This window comes from Pseudomonas jilinensis, assembly GCF_003586265.1.
Lineage (GTDB): Bacteria > Pseudomonadota > Gammaproteobacteria > Pseudomonadales > Pseudomonadaceae > Halopseudomonas > Halopseudomonas phragmitis.
This window is the reverse complement of the sequence record NZ_QJSA01000009.1, coordinates 25,181-39,751: the sequence shown is the minus strand read 5'-3', so window position 1 is coordinate 39,751 and position 14,571 is coordinate 25,181. Positions and strand designations below refer to the sequence as shown.

The following is a 14,571-nucleotide window of genomic DNA, read 5'->3' as shown; positions in this document are numbered from 1 at the left end:
GGATTGCCACGCCGCTACGCGGCTCGCAATGACGGAGTAGCGGGGCGGACCCGAGTGCGAGAGTAAGCCAAAAGGCCTGCCTTACCCTCGTCATTGCAAAGGGGGAAAGGGTCTGTCTCACCCTCGTCATTGCGAGGGCCGCAGGCCCGCGGCAATCCACCTGCCCCGGTGGTGAGCCCGGCGTATGGATTGCCACGCCGCTACGCGGCTCGCAATGACGGAGTAGCGGGGGTGGGCCCGAGTGCGAGAGCAAGGCAAAAGGCCTGCCTTACCCTCGTCATTGCAAAGGGGGAAAGGGTCTGTCTCACCCTCGTCATTGCGAGGGCCGCAGGCCCGCGGCAATCCACCTGCCCCGGTGGTGAGCCCGGCGTATGGATTGCCACGCCGCTACGCGGCTCGCAATGACGGAGTAGCGGGGGTGGGCCCGAGTGCGAGAGCAAGGCAAAAGGCCTGCCTCACCCTCGTCATTGCAAAGGGGGAAAGGGTCTGTCTCACCCTCGTCATTGCGAGGGCCGCAGGCCCGTGGCAATCCACGTGCCCCGGTGGTGGGCCCGGACCATGGATTGCCGCGCCGCTGCGCGGCTCGCAATGACGTAACGGGGTAGCGGGAAGACGGAATGACGTAATGACAGCAGTTGAACCGAATATCTACACCCATCCAAGGAGGATGACATGATCGTACTATCCAAACGCAGCCAACTGGCTGTTGGCGCCGTACTGGTGCTGCTGATGGCCATGACCCGTGGCAGTCACTTCAGTGTGGTCAACTTGCCCAGCGCTTCCTGGGCGGTATTTTTCCTGGCTGGGGTGTTTTTGCGTCCGCGCTGGGCGTTTCCGCTGCTGTTTCTGCAGGCTGTGGTCATGGACGTGCTCAGTGTCGGCTGGACCAACGCCGGCCATCACTGCATGACCATCGCCTATTGGGCCTTGCTGCCCGCCTATGGCAGCCTGTGGTTTGCCGGCCGTTTGTACGCGGGTTGGCACCGTGACCACCCGGCAACTCTGCTGATCCTGGCCCCAACGGTGGCCACTGGTGCGTTGATCTGCAGTTTGTTTTCCAGTGGTGGGTTTTACTTTTTCTCCGGGCGTTACGAAGCCCCGACCTTTACCGGCATGCTTGAACGGATCGCTACTTATTACCCGCAATACCTGAGCACGCTGGTTATGTACGTGGCGGCGGCCTGCGCCGTGTATGTGGTGTTGCGTCTGTTGGCTCAGCAAGGGCTGTTGGGTCAGGGGCGCAAGGCATGAGCGAGCCGAGCGAGCGCGATCAGCGTCACCGCCAGCGCATGCAGCGCAAGAAAGCGGTAGTCGATGAAAAGATCGCCGCGGCGCAGGACGAACGCGGCTTGCTGCTGGTGCTCAGCGGCAACGGCAAGGGCAAAAGCAGCTCGGCCTTCGGTATGGCCGCTCGTGCCCTGGGGCACGACATGCAGGTGGGTATCGTGCAGTTCATCAAGGGCGCCAGCAGCACCGGCGAAGAGGCGTTCTTCCGCCGTTTCCCAGAGCAGGTGCGCTATCACGTGATGGGTGCCGGCTTTACCTGGGAAACCCAGGACCGTCAGGACGATATCGCCAAGGCCCAGGCGGCCTGGGCGGTGGCTGTCGAGCTGATGCGCGACCCGGCGGTAGCGCTGGTGATTCTCGATGAGCTGAATATCGCGCTCAAATACCAGTATCTGGAGCTGGATAAGGTGCTGGCGGATATCGCTGGCCGACCGCCTCACCAGCATGTGGTGGTGACCGGTCGCGGGGCTCCGGCGGCGATGCTGGAGGTGGCCGATACGGTAACCGAGATGGGCATGGTCAAGCATGCCTTCAAGGCCGGTATCAAGGCGCAGAAGGGGGTAGAGTTTTGAGTCAGCTTGAGTGTCCGGCCGTATTGATCGCCGCTCCGGCCTCGGGGCAGGGCAAGACCACCGTCACCGCCGCACTGGCGCGTTTGCACAGTCGCCAGGGCCGGCGGGTGCGGGTATTCAAATGCGGGCCGGACTTTCTCGATCCGATGATTCTGGCTCGGGCCAGCGGCCAGCCGGTGCATCAGATTGATCTGTGGATGATTGGTGAAGCGCAAAGCAAGCGCCTGCTGGCCGAGGCCGCACGCGAGAATGATCTGATCCTGATCGAAGGGGTGATGGGGCTGTTCGATGGCACCCCTTCGGCGGCTGATCTGGCCCGGCATTTCGGCGTACCGGTACTGGCGGTGATCGACGGTTCGGGCATGGCCCAGACCTTCGGCGCCATGGCCCACGGGCTGGCCAGCTATCAGCCCGATCTGCCGTTTGCCGGGGTACTGGCCAACAAGGTCGGCAGTACCCGCCATGGCGAGATGCTGCGTGACTGTTTGCCCGCTGGCATCGCCTGGTTTGGTGCCTTGACCCGCGATGCCGCGGTGGAGCTGCCAAGCCGACACCTGGGGCTGGTGCAGGCGGCGGAGCTGGCTGATCTGGATGCCCGGCTGGATGCCGCCGCCGATGCCTTGGCCGCCAGTGCCGACACCCGACTGCCGCCAGCCGTGAGTTTTGCCCCGGTGGACGCCCCGCAGTTGCCATCCTTGCTGGCCGGTGTGCGCATTGGCGTTGCCCGGGATGCGGCCTTTGCCTTCATCTACCGGGCCAACCTTGATCTGCTTGAAGCGCTGGGTGCCGAGCTGTGTTTCTTTTCGCCACTGGCCGATAGCGCCCTGCCGGCGGTCGATAGCCTGTATCTGCCCGGTGGTTATCCCGAACTGCATCTGGATCAGTTGGCCGGCAATACGGCGATGGCGGCGGCTATCCGCGCCCACCATGCCGCCGGCAAGCCGATTCACGCCGAATGTGGCGGCATGCTCTATCTGTGTCAGCGTCTGACCGATATACAGGGCCATAGCGGCGAGATGCTCGGCCTGCTGCCGGCGACGGCGACCATGCAGCCGCGCCTGACCGCGCTGGCCCTGCAGGAAGTGGTGTTGCCGGAAGGGTCGCTGCGCGGGCATACCTATCACCATTCGGCGATCGAGTGTGCGCTGGAGCCGCTGGTGCGTGGCGAGTGCCCGAACTATAAGCGCACCAGCGAAGCGGTCTGGCGTCTGGGCCGGCTGACGGCGTCCTACATTCACTGCTATCTGCCGGGTAACCCGCAGGCGGCCGCGGCTCTGTTTGCGCCATGAGCAGCCCGCGCTACAGCGATGCGGAGCGCGCGGCCATTTACCGGGTGATCCGTGAGCGCCGTGACATGCGCCATTTCAGTGGTGGTGAGGTTGCTCCCGAGCTGCTGGCGCAGTTGCTTGAAGCGGCGCATCAGGCACCCAGCGTGGGGTTGATGCAGCCCTGGCGCTTTATTCGCATCACCCGACCGGCGCTACGCCAGCAGTTGCACAGTCTGGTCGAACAGGAACGGCTGCGTACCGCCGAGGCGCTGGGTGAGCGCAGCGCCGCCTTCATGCAGCTCAAGGTTGAAGGTATCCGCGACTGCGCTGAATTGCTCGTCGCGGCGCTGCCGGAAGGCCGTGAGGCCCATGTGTTTGGCCGCCGCACCCTGCCGCAGATGGATCTGGCCTCGCTGGCCTGTGCCATCCAGAATCTGTGGCTGGCGGCCCGCGCCGAGGGGCTGGGGCTGGGCTGGGTATCGCTGTTCGACCCGCAGGCCGTGGCCGAGTTGCTGGGTTTGCCGGCCGACGCCGAGCCGGTCGCGATCTTGTGCCTGGGCCCGGTCACCGCCTTCTATGACCAGCCGATGCTGGTCGAACAAGGCTGGGCCGCACCCCGTCCGATGGCCGAGCTGGTGTATACCGATCACTGGGGAGAATCGCCATGAAGGGGCCGCAACGCATCGTCTGCCTGTCTACCGAAACCACCGAAGTGCTCTATCGCCTCGGCGCGCAGGAGCGCATCGCCGGGATTTCCGGGTTTACCGTGCACCCGCCGCAGGCACGCAAGGAAAAGCCCAAGGTGTCGGCCTTCACCAGCGCCAAGACCGAGAAAATCCTCGAACTCAAGCCGGATCTGGTGATCGGCTATTGCGACCTGCAGGCCGATATCGCCGCCGAGTTGGCGCGTGAAGGGTTGGAGGTGCACCTGTTCAACCAGCGCGATATCGCCGGCATTTTCCGCATGATCGAGACTTTGGGTGCGCTGGTGCACGCCAATGCCCACGCCGAGCAACTGGTAGCCGAGTTGCGGCAGGGGCTGGAGCAGGTCCAGGCCCAGGCGGCGTCACTGCCGGCTCGCCCCCGGGTGTACTTCGAGGAGTGGAACGAGCCGCTGATCAGTGGCATCCGCTGGGTCAGTGAGCTGATCGAGATTGCCGGTGGCCAGGACTGCTTTGCCGAACTCAGCCAGTTCCCTCGAGCCCGCCAGCGTTACATCACCGACCCGCAGGACGTGGTACGCCGTGCCCCGCAGATCATTGTCGGCTCCTGGTGCGGCAAGCGTTTCCGCCCCGAGCAGGTGGTTGCGCGGCCCGGCTGGGAGACCGTGCCGGCGGTTCGTGACGGGCAGCTGTTCGAGATCAAGTCGCCGGATATCCTGCAGCCGGGCATCTCCGCGCTGACCATCGGCCTGGCGCAATTGCATGGCCTGATCCGGGACTGGAGCCAGCGCTGATGGGCCTGGCGCCGCTGCTGCTGGCCGGGGTGCTGCTCGACCACCTCCTGGGTGAGCCGAAACGCTGGCATCCGCTGGTCGGTTTTGGCCGGCTGGCCAACCGGCTGGAACAATGGCTGAACCGGCCAGCCGCCAGCCGCTGGCACGGCGTGCTGGCCTGGCTGTTGGCGGTCGTGCCTTTGACCCTGCTGACCGCCGTGCTGGCCGCCTTGCCCTGGATCGGCTGGCTGGTGGCGGTGCTGGCGTTGTATCTGGCGGTTGGTTTGCGCAGCCTCAGCGAACATGCCCTGCCGATCGCCCAGGCACTGGCTGCGGGCGATCTGCCGCTGGCACGCGAGCGGGTGGGCTATATCGTCAGCCGCGACACCTCGGCACTGGATGCCGAAGGTGTGGCCCGGGCGGCCACCGAGTCGGTGCTGGAAAACGGCAGCGATGCGGTATTCGCCGCGCTGTTCTGGTTTGCCCTGCTCGGTGCGCCGGGGGTAGTGCTCTACCGCCTGGCCAATACCCTGGATGCCATGTGGGGCTACCGCAACCAGCGCTACCGACAGTTTGGCTGGGCGGCGGCGCGGCTGGATGATGTGCTGAACTACCTGCCGGCGCGGCTGGCGGCCCTGACCTATGCACTCTGTGGGCGTACCCGTCAGGCGCTTGCCTGCTGGCGCCGCCAGGCGCCGCACTGGGACAGCCCCAACGCTGGCCCGGTCATGGCCGCCGGGGCCGGGGCGCTGAATCTGCAACTGGGGGGCGGAGGCTACTATCACGGCCAATGGCAAGGCAAACCCATGCTGGGCGCCGGCGGGCCACCGATGGCCGCGGATATTGGCCGCGCCGTGTGGCTGGTGCGTCAGGGTGTGGCCCTGTGGTTGTTGCTGGCCTTGATCATCTGGGGGCTGATTTATGCTTGAGCATGGTGGGCGGCTGCGCCAGGCCGCACGACAATACAGCATCGCTCTGGACGATTGGCTGGACCTGTCCACCGGGCTGGCGCCCTGGGTCTGGCCGCTGCCGGCGGTGCCGGCCAGTTGCTGGAGTCGGTTACCGGAACTGGATGACGGTCTGGAGGCGGTCGCCCGTGACTACTATCAAGCCCCGGCGCTGCTGCCGGTAGCCGGCTCACAAGCAGCGATTCAGGCCTTGCCGAGCCTGCGCCCGGCCTGTCGGGTGCGGGTGCTCGGGCCCTGCTATGCCGAACATGCCCAGGCCTGGCGTCAGGCCGGGCACCAGGTACAGGTCTGGGATGAACGGGAGCAGGGCCTGCCGCCGCTGGATGATTACGATGTGCTGGTGCTGGTCAACCCGAACAACCCCACCGGTCGCCTGCTGGCCCCGTCAATCCTGCTGGCCTGGCAGGCCGAGCTGGCTGAGCGCGGCGGCTGGCTGGTGGTCGATGAGGCCTTTGCCGATCTGCAACCCGAGTACAGTCTGGCGCCCTGTAGCGACCGGCCGGGGCTGATCGTATTGCGTTCACTGGGCAAGTTCTTCGCCCTGGCCGGTGCCCGCCTGGGCTTTGTGCTGGCCGACACCGCGCTGCTGGCGCGTCTGAACCAGCGTCTGGGCCCTTGGACGGTGAATGGTCCGGCCCGCTTTGTTGCCCAGCAGGTGCTGGCAGAGCGCGATACCCAGCAGGTCTGGCGCTGGCGGCTACAGCGTGAAGGCCAGCGCTTGCAGCAATTGCTGAGTACCTGCGGCCTGACGCCGGACGGTGGCTGCGCACTGTTTCAGTGGGTTTGTCGCACGGACGCCGCAGACCTGCATCAGGCACTGGCCGGGCAGGGTATTCTGACCCGGCTGTTCAGTCAGCCGGCAGCGCTGCGCATCGGCCTGCCCGGCAATGAAACGGGCTGGAGCCGGCTGGAGCAGGCCTTGCAAGGGCTAGCTCTGCCGGCACCGCAGTTGATTCAGGAGGAATCTGCGTTATGACCACCTTGATGATCCAGGGCACCACCTCGGATGCCGGCAAAAGCACCTTGGTCACCGCGCTGTGCCGCTGGCTCACACGCCAGGGGGGTGCCGTGGCCCCGTTCAAGCCGCAGAACATGGCGCTGAACGCGGCGGTGACCATCGACGGCGGCGAGATTGGCCGTGCCCAGGCGGTGCAGGCCGAAGCCGCCGGGCTGAATCCGCACACCGACATGAACCCGGTGCTGCTTAAGCCCAATACCGATATCGGCGCTCAGGTGATCATTCATGGCCACCCGGTGGGCAGCATGGATGCCGTGGCCTATCACGCCTACAAACCCATCGCCCTGGAGGCGGTGCTGGCCTCGCATCAGCGGCTGCGCCAGCAGTATCAGACCGTGCTGGTCGAAGGCGCCGGCTCGCCGGCGGAAATCAATCTGCGCGCCGGCGATATCGCCAACATGGGCTTTGCCGAGGCGGTCGACTGCCCGGTGATCCTGATTGCCGATATCGACAAGGGCGGCGTCTTCGCCCATCTGGTCGGCACCCTGGCCTTGTTGTCCGCCAGTGAGCAGGCGCGGATAAAAGGCTTTGTCATCAACCGTTTTCGCGGTGACATCGCCTTGCTGCAACCGGGGCTGGACTGGCTCGAGCAACACACCGGCAAGCCGGTGCTCGGCGTATTGCCCTATCTGCATGATCTGCATATCGAGGCTGAGGATGCGGTCAATGCCCGCCAGCCAGGCAAGCAGGGCGATACCTTGAAGGTGGTGGTGCCGGTGCTGCCGCGCATCAGCAACCATACCGACTTTGATCCGCTGCGCCTGCATCCGCAGGTCGATTTGCAATTCGTCGGCCCAGGTCAACCGTTGCTCGCCGCCGACTTGATCATCCTGCCTGGTTCCAAGAGCGTACGCAGTGATCTGGCGTTTCTCGAGCAGCAGGGTTGGGATGCCGATATTCGTCGCCACCTGCGCTATGGCGGCAAGTTGCTGGGGGTCTGCGGTGGCTTTCAGATGCTCGGTGAATGGGTGGATGACCCGCTGGGGCTGGAGGGCGAGGCTGGTTCGAGTGCCGGGCTAGGCGTACTGGACTTCAGCACCCGGCTGGAAGCCGAGAAGCGCCTGACCCGAGTGCGTGGTCGCCTGTGCCTGGAGCGGGCCGAGGTTCAGGGTTATGAAATTCACGCCGGACGCAGCCATGGCAAGGCATTGGCCCAGCCATTCGCACTGCTGGACGGCGGCGAAGCCGATGGCGCACTGAGTAACGACGGGCAGATTGCCGGCACCTATCTGCATGGATTGTTCGAGCACCCTGAGGCCAGTGCCGCACTGTTGCGTTGGGCCGGGCAGGAGCAGGCGGCGGCACTGGATTATCCGGCCTTGCGTGCGCGTGATATTGAACGTCTGGCGGACTTGGTCGAGCAGCATCTGGATACCAACAAACTGCTCAAGCTCTGCGGTGTAACTCAATGATTGAATTGATTTTAGGTGGCGCAAGATCTGGCAAAAGCCGGCTTGCTGAGCAGCGCGCCCAGGCCTCGGGGCTAGCGGTGACCTATATCGCCACCAGCCAGGCGCACGATGCCGAGATGGCCGAACGCATTCGTCAGCACCGTGAACGCCGGCCGGCTGATTGGGGGCTGGTTGAGGAACCTCTGGCTCTGGCCCGGGTACTGCGCCGTGAGGCCGATCCACAGCGCTGCCTGCTGGTTGACTGTCTGACCCTATGGCTGACCAACCTGCTGCTCGATAGCGATCCGCAACGCCTTCAGCACGAGCGCCAGGCGCTGCTGGAGTGTCTGAGCGAACTGCCAGGGCAAGTGATTCTGGTCAGTAATGAAACCGGGATGGGGATTGTGCCGCTGGGCGAGTTGAGTCGGCGCTATGTCGATGAAGCCGGTTGGCTGCATCAGGACCTGGCGCAACGTTGCGAGCGGGTCAGTTTCTGCGTGGCTGGGTTGCCAATGATCCTCAAGGGAGGCCAAACATGAGTGCGCTCTGGTGGAGTCAATCAGCTGCCCGGCCCCATGAACCGGTCGCCGAGCAGGCTCGCAGCCGTCAGGCTCAGCTGACCAAACCCCCAGGTTCGTTGGGGCGACTGGAAACCCTGGCAATCGAGCTGGCAACCTTGCAGGGCCAGCCCAATCCTTTGGTTGATCGTGTCTGGATCAGCATTTTTGCCGCAGATCATGGGGTCGTGGCCGAAGGCGTCTCGGCTTTTCCCCAGTCGGTAACCGGCGAGATGCTGCGCAATTTCGTCGCCGGGGGCGCGGCAATCAATGTGTTGGCCCGTGAACTGGGAGCCAGCTTCGAACTGATCGATCTGGGCCTGGCTGTACCGATCGAGCCCTTGCCCGGTGTCCGCCATCTGGCGATCGCGCCCGGCACAGCCAACCTGCGCTGTCAGCCGGCTATGACAGAGGCCCAGTGCGAGCAGGCGTTGCTGGCTGGTCGACAGGTGTTGCTGGGCGCGGCCGGTGAGGGCGCGCACCTGTTCATCGGTGGCGAAATGGGGATTGGTAACACTACCGCAGCCAGTGCCCTGGCCTGCGCCCTGCTGGATCTGCCCGCCGAGCGGCTGGTTGGCCCCGGTACCGGGCTTGGCGCCCAGGGGCTTGCCAACAAGGCGCGGATAGTCAACGAGGCGCTATCCCTGCATTTGCCGGCCTGCAGTACCCCGCTGGATTGCCTGACCCGGCTTGGCGGGCTGGAAATTGCCGCTTTGGTTGGCGCCTTTATTGCCGCCAGTCAGTTCGGGGTGCCGGTTCTGGTCGATGGATTCATCTGTTCGGTGGCGGCCTTGTGTGCGATCCGCATGAACCCATCCTGTCGGGACTGGCTGCTGTTCAGTCATCAGGGGGCTGAACCTGGGCATGGTCCAGTGCTCGCCGCGCTCGATGCCGAACCGCTGCTGAGCCTGGGCATGCGCCTGGGCGAGGGTAGTGGCGCGGCGCTGGCTGTACCTTTGCTGCGGGCAGCCTGTGCACTGCACAACCAGATGGCGACCTTTAGCGAAGCGGCGATTTCCGGAGGGGCAAGGTGACTCTGACCCTGGACCTGTTGCGCCACGGCCAGACAGAGCTGGGTGGCGGGTTTCGCGGCAGCATCGACGACAACCTGACGACCGCTGGCTGGCAGCAAATGCAGACTGCCACCTGCGGCAGGGCTGACTGGGATGCGGTGATCAGCTCGCCGCTGCGCCGTTGCGCAGATTTTGCCTTTGAACTGGCGCGTCAACTGAATCGGCCGCTGGTGCTGGAACCGGCCTTTCGCGAATTGCACTTCGGTGATTGGGAAGGCCGCAGTGCGGCCGAGCTGATGCAGGATCAGGCTGATGCTCTGGGTCGGTTCTGGGATGACCCCTATACTTTCACACCCCCAGGCGCCGAGCCCCTGGCTGACTTCGAGTCACGGGTACTGAGCGTCTTGGCCGGCCTGCAACAGCAGCGCAGTGGTCAGCATCTGCTGCTGGTCACCCATGGCGGCGTCATGCGCTTGCTGCTGGCCAAGGCTCGTGGTCTGGCGCCCCAGGCGCTGCTGCAGGTTCAGGTCGAACATGCCCAGCTCAGCCGTCTGCGCTGCGAGCCTGGCGGAGTCCTGTACGAATGCCCCTGCTGATCGCCCTGCAGTTTCTGACCCGGCTGCCGATTCGCCTGCCGGGCCTGCCCACGGCCGAGGAAAACGGCCGTTCGCTGCTCTGGTATCCGCTGGTGGGGCTGTTGATCGGTGCGCTGCTGGCGGCTGTGTACTGGGGGCTGGGCGGATTGAATCCGTTGCTGCTGGGGGCGTTGCTATTGGTGCTCTGGGTCTGGCTCAGCGGCGGCCTGCACCTGGACGGTCTGGCCGACAGCGCCGATGCCTGGGTAGGCGGTTATGGCGACCGTGAACGGACCCTGGCGATCATGAAAGATCCGGCCTGCGGGCCCATTGGGGTGATCACCCTGGTGCTGTGCCTGCTGCTCAAGTGGGCGGCACTGATCAGCCTGATCGACGCTGAGGCCTGGGCTGTGCTGCTGTTGGCGCCCTGGCTTGGCCGCTGGTGTCTGCCGTTGCTGCTGTTGACCACCCCCTACGTGCGCCCTGGCGGCCTGGGGCATACCCTCAGTCAACATCTGCCACGGCGCAGCCTGCCGGCACTGCTGATCCTGCATGCGTTGGCCATGCTGCTGATTGGCTGGCTGGCATTGCTCGGGCTGCTGTTGACCTTGCTGCTGTTGGCCTGGGGCAGAGCGCTGCTGCTCAAACGTCTGGGCGGCACTACAGGCGACACCGCCGGAGCCTTGGTGGAACTGGTTGAGGTGACGGTACTGGTGGGGTGCTCAATAGCGATTAGCTTGTAATTTCTGTGTTTTTATTGCCAAAAACACTAGCAAAACGGAACTTTTCTCATTCATCTTCATCCCATTGTCATACAGGGCGCCTAATTTCAGGCAAGGAACCTATGGAACCTCTGAAAAACTACCTGCGTTGGCAATGCTGCGTTAAAAACAGCCTCAAAATGCTCATTTACACCACGTAAACTGCGCTTTTTCGGCTGTTTTTGCCTTGTCTTGCCTGCCTCGCCTACGTTTTTCAGAGGTCCCTTGTGTTCCACTCGAATGACAATCAGGAGATAAGCAATGAACGATTACGTGGAAGAACTGCTGGAACAACGTGCCCAGGAATGGGATGAAACCGTGGAAGATGCCGAAGAGATGTAATGGCCCTTCGGCTGTTCTTCTCCCTTTGTAACCGCGTTCTACCCCCTCACTACCCGCTGTTCCCGTCTGAACTGCCCCGGCGCCTGTCCAGCCCAGCGCTTGAATGCGCGCTGAAACGCTGCCGGTGACGAAAAGCCCAGCAGAAACGCCACTTCACCCAGCGCCAGTTCGGTATCGCGGATATAACTCAGAGCCAGATCCCGTCGGGTCTCATCGATAATGTCCTGAAACCGCGTGCCATCCTCAATCTGCAAGCGTCGGCGCAGGGTCCATGATGGCAACCCCAACTGTCTGGCGACCTCGGTAATACCCGGCAATTGACTATGCAGGCGCGGTGAAAGAATTTCCTCGACCCGCTCGCGCAAGCGCCGGTGCCGGGTCTGCTCATGCAACTGGGCCTCACACAGCGCGCGCAGTTGGGCATAGGTGCTCGGCGCGTTGTGCAGCAGTGGCTGCGTCAGACTTGCCGGTTCCCAGAGCAACTGGTTATGCGCCTGCTCGAACAGCACCGGGCAGTTGAACAACGCTTCATAGCGCTCGGCATAGGCCGGGGCGGGAAACTCGATATGCACTTCTCGCAGGCGGGCCTGGCCGCCACTCAGTTGCCGGGCCAGTTGTGCGCGGGAGGCCAGTGCCGAGTCGACCACAAACAGGTTGAAGGCGTTGTACGGGCTGATCGAATAGAACCGCAAGGCCGGAGACTCGAAGCTCGAATGGCCGCGGTAGTTCATGCTGGTCAGCCGCTCGAAGTGCACCAGGGTCTCGAATGCACGATTCAGGTCCGGGGCGCACTGCGCGGTTACGCCAGGCAGCCCCAGATGGCTGGCCTGACTCTGGCTACCCATCAACAAACCGATATCGGCCCGCTGGCTCAGGCCAATCGCGGCGTTGCCCAGACGCATGAAGCGCGGAATGCTGATGCGCGCCCCAGGTGTGGCCAGCAGTTCATCGCTGATTCGAAACCGCTGGAACAACGGCGCCGGATCATGCCCCAGGCCGCGTAGCACGGCTTGCAGGCTGTAGAGATAGCCAACGGACAGGTCGCCGAGTTTCATGGAGTATTCCTGTTGATACGCTGGGGAACCGCAATGGTGCTGATGCACAAACCCAGCAATCAGTATTTCCTGCAGTGAATGACTGCACAATGTAATTCAGAGTTATAAAAATGTCACTTGAAGTAATTGAGCGCCGACGGGATGCGGCCTATTGTCTCGTCATAAGCAAGCTGCCTCAGAGCGGCACACCACCTGATGACGATATAACCGGAGAATACGATGAGCGAGCACGCCCGCTATCCGCACCTGCTGGCCCCGCTGGACCTGGGCTTTACCACCCTGCGTAACCGCACTCTGATGGGCTCCATGCATACCGGCCTGGAAGAGCGCCCCAATGGCTTCGCCCGTATGGCCGCCTATTTTGCCGAGCGGGCCAAGGGCGGTGTTGGTCTGATCGTCACCGGCGGTATCGGCCCGAATGAAGAGGGTTGCGTCGCCCACGGTGCGGCCAAAATGACCACTGCCGAAGAAGCCGAGCAGCATAAGGTCGTCACCCAGGCGGTGCATGAAGCAGGTGGCAAGATCTGCATGCAGATTCTGCATGCCGGTCGCTATGCCTACAGTCCCAAGCTGGTCGCTCCCAGCGCCGTGCAGGCGCCGATCAACCCGTTCACTCCCAAGGAACTGGACGAAGAGGGCATTCAGAAGCAGATCAACGATTTCGTGACCTGCGCTACCCTGGCCCAGAGCGCCGGCTATGACGGTGTTGAAGTGATGGGCTCGGAAGGCTACTTCATCAACCAGTTCCTGGTCGCCCACGTCAACAAGCGTACCGACCGTTGGGGCGGCAGCTACGAAAACCGCATGCGTCTGCCGGTTGAAATCGTCAGCCGCATTCGTGAGGCGGTTGGGCCGAATTTCATCATCATCTATCGCCTGTCGATGCTCGACCTGATCGAAGGTGGCAGCACCTGGGATGAGATCGTCCTGCTGGCCAAGGCCATCGAAAAGGCCGGCGCCACCATTATCAACACCGGTATCGGCTGGCACGAAGCGCGGATCCCGACCATTGCCACCAAGGTGCCGCGTGCGGCCTTCACCAAGGTTACGGCCAAGCTGCGGGGTGAAGTCTCGATTCCGCTGTGCACCACCAACCGTATCAACACCCCGGAAGTGGCCGAACAGGTGCTGGCCGAGGGTGATGCTGACATGGTTTCGATGGCGCGGCCGTTCCTGGCTGATCCCGAGTTCGTCAACAAGGCCGCCGAAGGCCGCAGCGATGAGATCAACACCTGCATCGGCTGTAACCAGGCCTGTCTGGACCACACCTTTGGCGGCAAGCTGACCAGTTGCCTGGTTAACCCACGCGCCTGTCATGAGACTGAGCTGAACTACATTCCCACCACCCAGGTGAAGAAAATTGCCGTGGTTGGAGCTGGCCCGGCCGGGCTGTCGGCGGCCACGGTCGCGGCCCAGCGTGGCCATGAGGTAACGCTGTTCGATGCGGCGGCTGAAATCGGTGGCCAGTTCAATGTGGCCAAGCGTATCCCTGGCAAGGAAGAGTTCTATGAAACCTTGCGCTACTTCGGCAAGCTGATCGACAAGACCGGCGTTAAGCTGCAGCTCAACCGCCGGGTCAGCGCCGAGGACCTCAAAGACTTCGACGAAGTGATCCTGGCCACCGGCATCGTGCCGCGTACCCCGGATATCCCGGGTATTGAGCATCCAAAGGTCATCAGCTACCTGGATGCGATTCTCGAGCGCAAGCCGGTCGGGCAGAAGGTGGCGGTGATCGGTGCTGGCGGTATCGGCTTCGACGTGTCCGAATTCATTACTCACCAGGGCCAGAGCCCGAGCCAGGATGTCGAGCTGTTCTGGAAGGAGTGGGGCATCGATACTGCGCTGGAGGCCCGTGGTGGTATCGCCGGTATTCAGCCGCAACCGCATCCGGCGGCGCGTGAGGTGTATCTGTTGCAGCGCAAGCGCAGCAAGGTCGGCGATGGTCTGGGCAAGACCACCGGCTGGATTCACCGCACCGGTCTGAAGAACAAGCAGGTACAGATGCTCAATGCGGTGCAGTACCTGAAGGTCGATGACCAGGGCCTGCATATCAGCATCGGTGAAAACGGCGAGCCGCAGGTATTGCCGGTGGACACCGTGATCATCTGCGCTGGCCAGGAGCCGCTGCGTGAACTCAAGGACGGCCTGGAAGCGCTGGGCAAGTCCGTGCACCTGATTGGCGGTGCCGATGTCGCCGCCGAGCTGGACGCCAAGCGGGCGATTGACCAGGGCTCGCGCCTGGCCGCAGGTATTTGAGTCAGCCCCACAACTCGTCATTGCGAGGGCTGTAGGCACGTGGCAGTCCCGGGGCTAGGCCGCCCGCCCATGG

14 protein-coding genes are annotated in these 14,571 nt (G+C 63.5%); 13 read left to right on the top strand and 1 reads right to left on the bottom strand.

Going from position 1 to position 14,571, the window contains the following annotated elements; genetic code table 11:
• The first annotated feature begins 672 nt into the window (after positions 1-672).
• Genes C2846_RS10955 through C2846_RS10900 form a run of 12 tightly spaced genes read left to right on the top strand, consistent with a single transcriptional unit; the run spans position 673 to position 10,827 of the window.
• Positions 673-1,251 carry a hypothetical protein gene (locus C2846_RS10955; protein WP_080050941.1) on the top strand — a complete coding sequence of 193 codons (579 nt, stop codon included), beginning with the start codon at positions 673-675 and terminating at the stop codon, positions 1,249-1,251.
• Positions 1,248-1,859, top strand: a complete 612-nt coding sequence (cobO, locus tag C2846_RS10950; RefSeq protein WP_080050940.1) for a cob(I)yrinic acid a,c-diamide adenosyltransferase — start codon at positions 1,248-1,250, stop codon at positions 1,857-1,859. The genes C2846_RS10955 and cobO overlap by 4 nt, the downstream gene beginning before the upstream one ends.
• The gene (locus tag C2846_RS10945) at positions 1,856-3,148 is read left to right on the top strand and encodes a cobyrinic acid a,c-diamide synthase CobB (protein WP_119701461.1); all 1,293 of its coding nucleotides are present in this window, start codon (positions 1,856-1,858) and stop codon (positions 3,146-3,148) included. The genes cobO and C2846_RS10945 overlap by 4 nt, the downstream gene beginning before the upstream one ends.
• On the top strand, positions 3,145-3,795 hold the full coding sequence (gene bluB, locus C2846_RS10940; protein ID WP_119701460.1) for a 5,6-dimethylbenzimidazole synthase: 651 nt from the start codon (positions 3,145-3,147) through the stop codon (positions 3,793-3,795). The genes C2846_RS10945 and bluB overlap by 4 nt, the downstream gene beginning before the upstream one ends.
• Positions 3,792-4,583, top strand: a complete 792-nt coding sequence (locus C2846_RS10935; protein WP_119701459.1) for a cobalamin-binding protein — start codon at positions 3,792-3,794, stop codon at positions 4,581-4,583. Before bluB ends, C2846_RS10935 begins: the two co-directional genes overlap by 4 nt.
• Positions 4,583-5,491, top strand: coding sequence for an adenosylcobinamide-phosphate synthase CbiB (gene cbiB, locus C2846_RS10930; RefSeq protein ID WP_119701458.1), 909 nt, complete (start codon positions 4,583-4,585; stop codon positions 5,489-5,491). The genes C2846_RS10935 and cbiB overlap by 1 nt, the downstream gene beginning before the upstream one ends.
• Positions 5,484-6,506, top strand: coding sequence for a threonine-phosphate decarboxylase CobD (gene cobD, locus C2846_RS10925; RefSeq protein WP_119701457.1), 1,023 nt, complete (start codon positions 5,484-5,486; stop codon positions 6,504-6,506). The genes cbiB and cobD overlap by 8 nt, the downstream gene beginning before the upstream one ends.
• Positions 6,503-7,960: a cobyric acid synthase gene (locus C2846_RS10920; RefSeq protein ID WP_119701456.1), complete on the top strand. Its 1,458-nt coding sequence runs from the start codon at positions 6,503-6,505 to the stop codon at positions 7,958-7,960. Before cobD ends, C2846_RS10920 begins: the two co-directional genes overlap by 4 nt.
• Positions 7,957-8,478, top strand: coding sequence for a bifunctional adenosylcobinamide kinase/adenosylcobinamide-phosphate guanylyltransferase (gene cobU / locus C2846_RS10915; protein ID WP_119701455.1), 522 nt, complete (start codon positions 7,957-7,959; stop codon positions 8,476-8,478). The genes C2846_RS10920 and cobU overlap by 4 nt, the downstream gene beginning before the upstream one ends.
• Positions 8,475-9,530, top strand: coding sequence for a nicotinate-nucleotide--dimethylbenzimidazole phosphoribosyltransferase (gene cobT / locus C2846_RS10910; protein WP_119701454.1), 1,056 nt, complete (start codon positions 8,475-8,477; stop codon positions 9,528-9,530). The genes cobU and cobT overlap by 4 nt, the downstream gene beginning before the upstream one ends.
• Positions 9,527-10,105, top strand: coding sequence for a histidine phosphatase family protein (locus C2846_RS10905; RefSeq protein ID WP_119701453.1), 579 nt, complete (start codon positions 9,527-9,529; stop codon positions 10,103-10,105). The genes cobT and C2846_RS10905 overlap by 4 nt, the downstream gene beginning before the upstream one ends.
• Positions 10,093-10,827 (top strand): adenosylcobinamide-GDP ribazoletransferase, encoded by a 735-nt coding sequence (locus tag C2846_RS10900; RefSeq protein ID WP_119701452.1) that lies wholly within the window; start codon positions 10,093-10,095, stop codon positions 10,825-10,827. Before C2846_RS10905 ends, C2846_RS10900 begins: the two co-directional genes overlap by 13 nt.
• Before the next feature lie 398 nt (positions 10,828-11,225).
• Here the strand turns inward: C2846_RS10900 and C2846_RS10895 are convergent, their stop codons facing one another.
• A complete protein-coding gene (locus C2846_RS10895; RefSeq protein WP_080050929.1) occupies positions 11,226-12,242 on the bottom strand; it encodes an AraC family transcriptional regulator in 1,017 nt (338 codons plus the stop codon).
• Between the two features lie 219 nt (positions 12,243-12,461).
• Here C2846_RS10895 and C2846_RS10890 point away from each other — a divergent pair, with 219 nt between their 5' ends.
• Positions 12,462-14,498 (top strand): NADPH-dependent 2,4-dienoyl-CoA reductase, encoded by a 2,037-nt coding sequence (locus tag C2846_RS10890; protein WP_119701451.1) that lies wholly within the window; start codon positions 12,462-12,464, stop codon positions 14,496-14,498.
• The last annotated feature ends 73 nt before the right edge of the window (positions 14,499-14,571 follow it).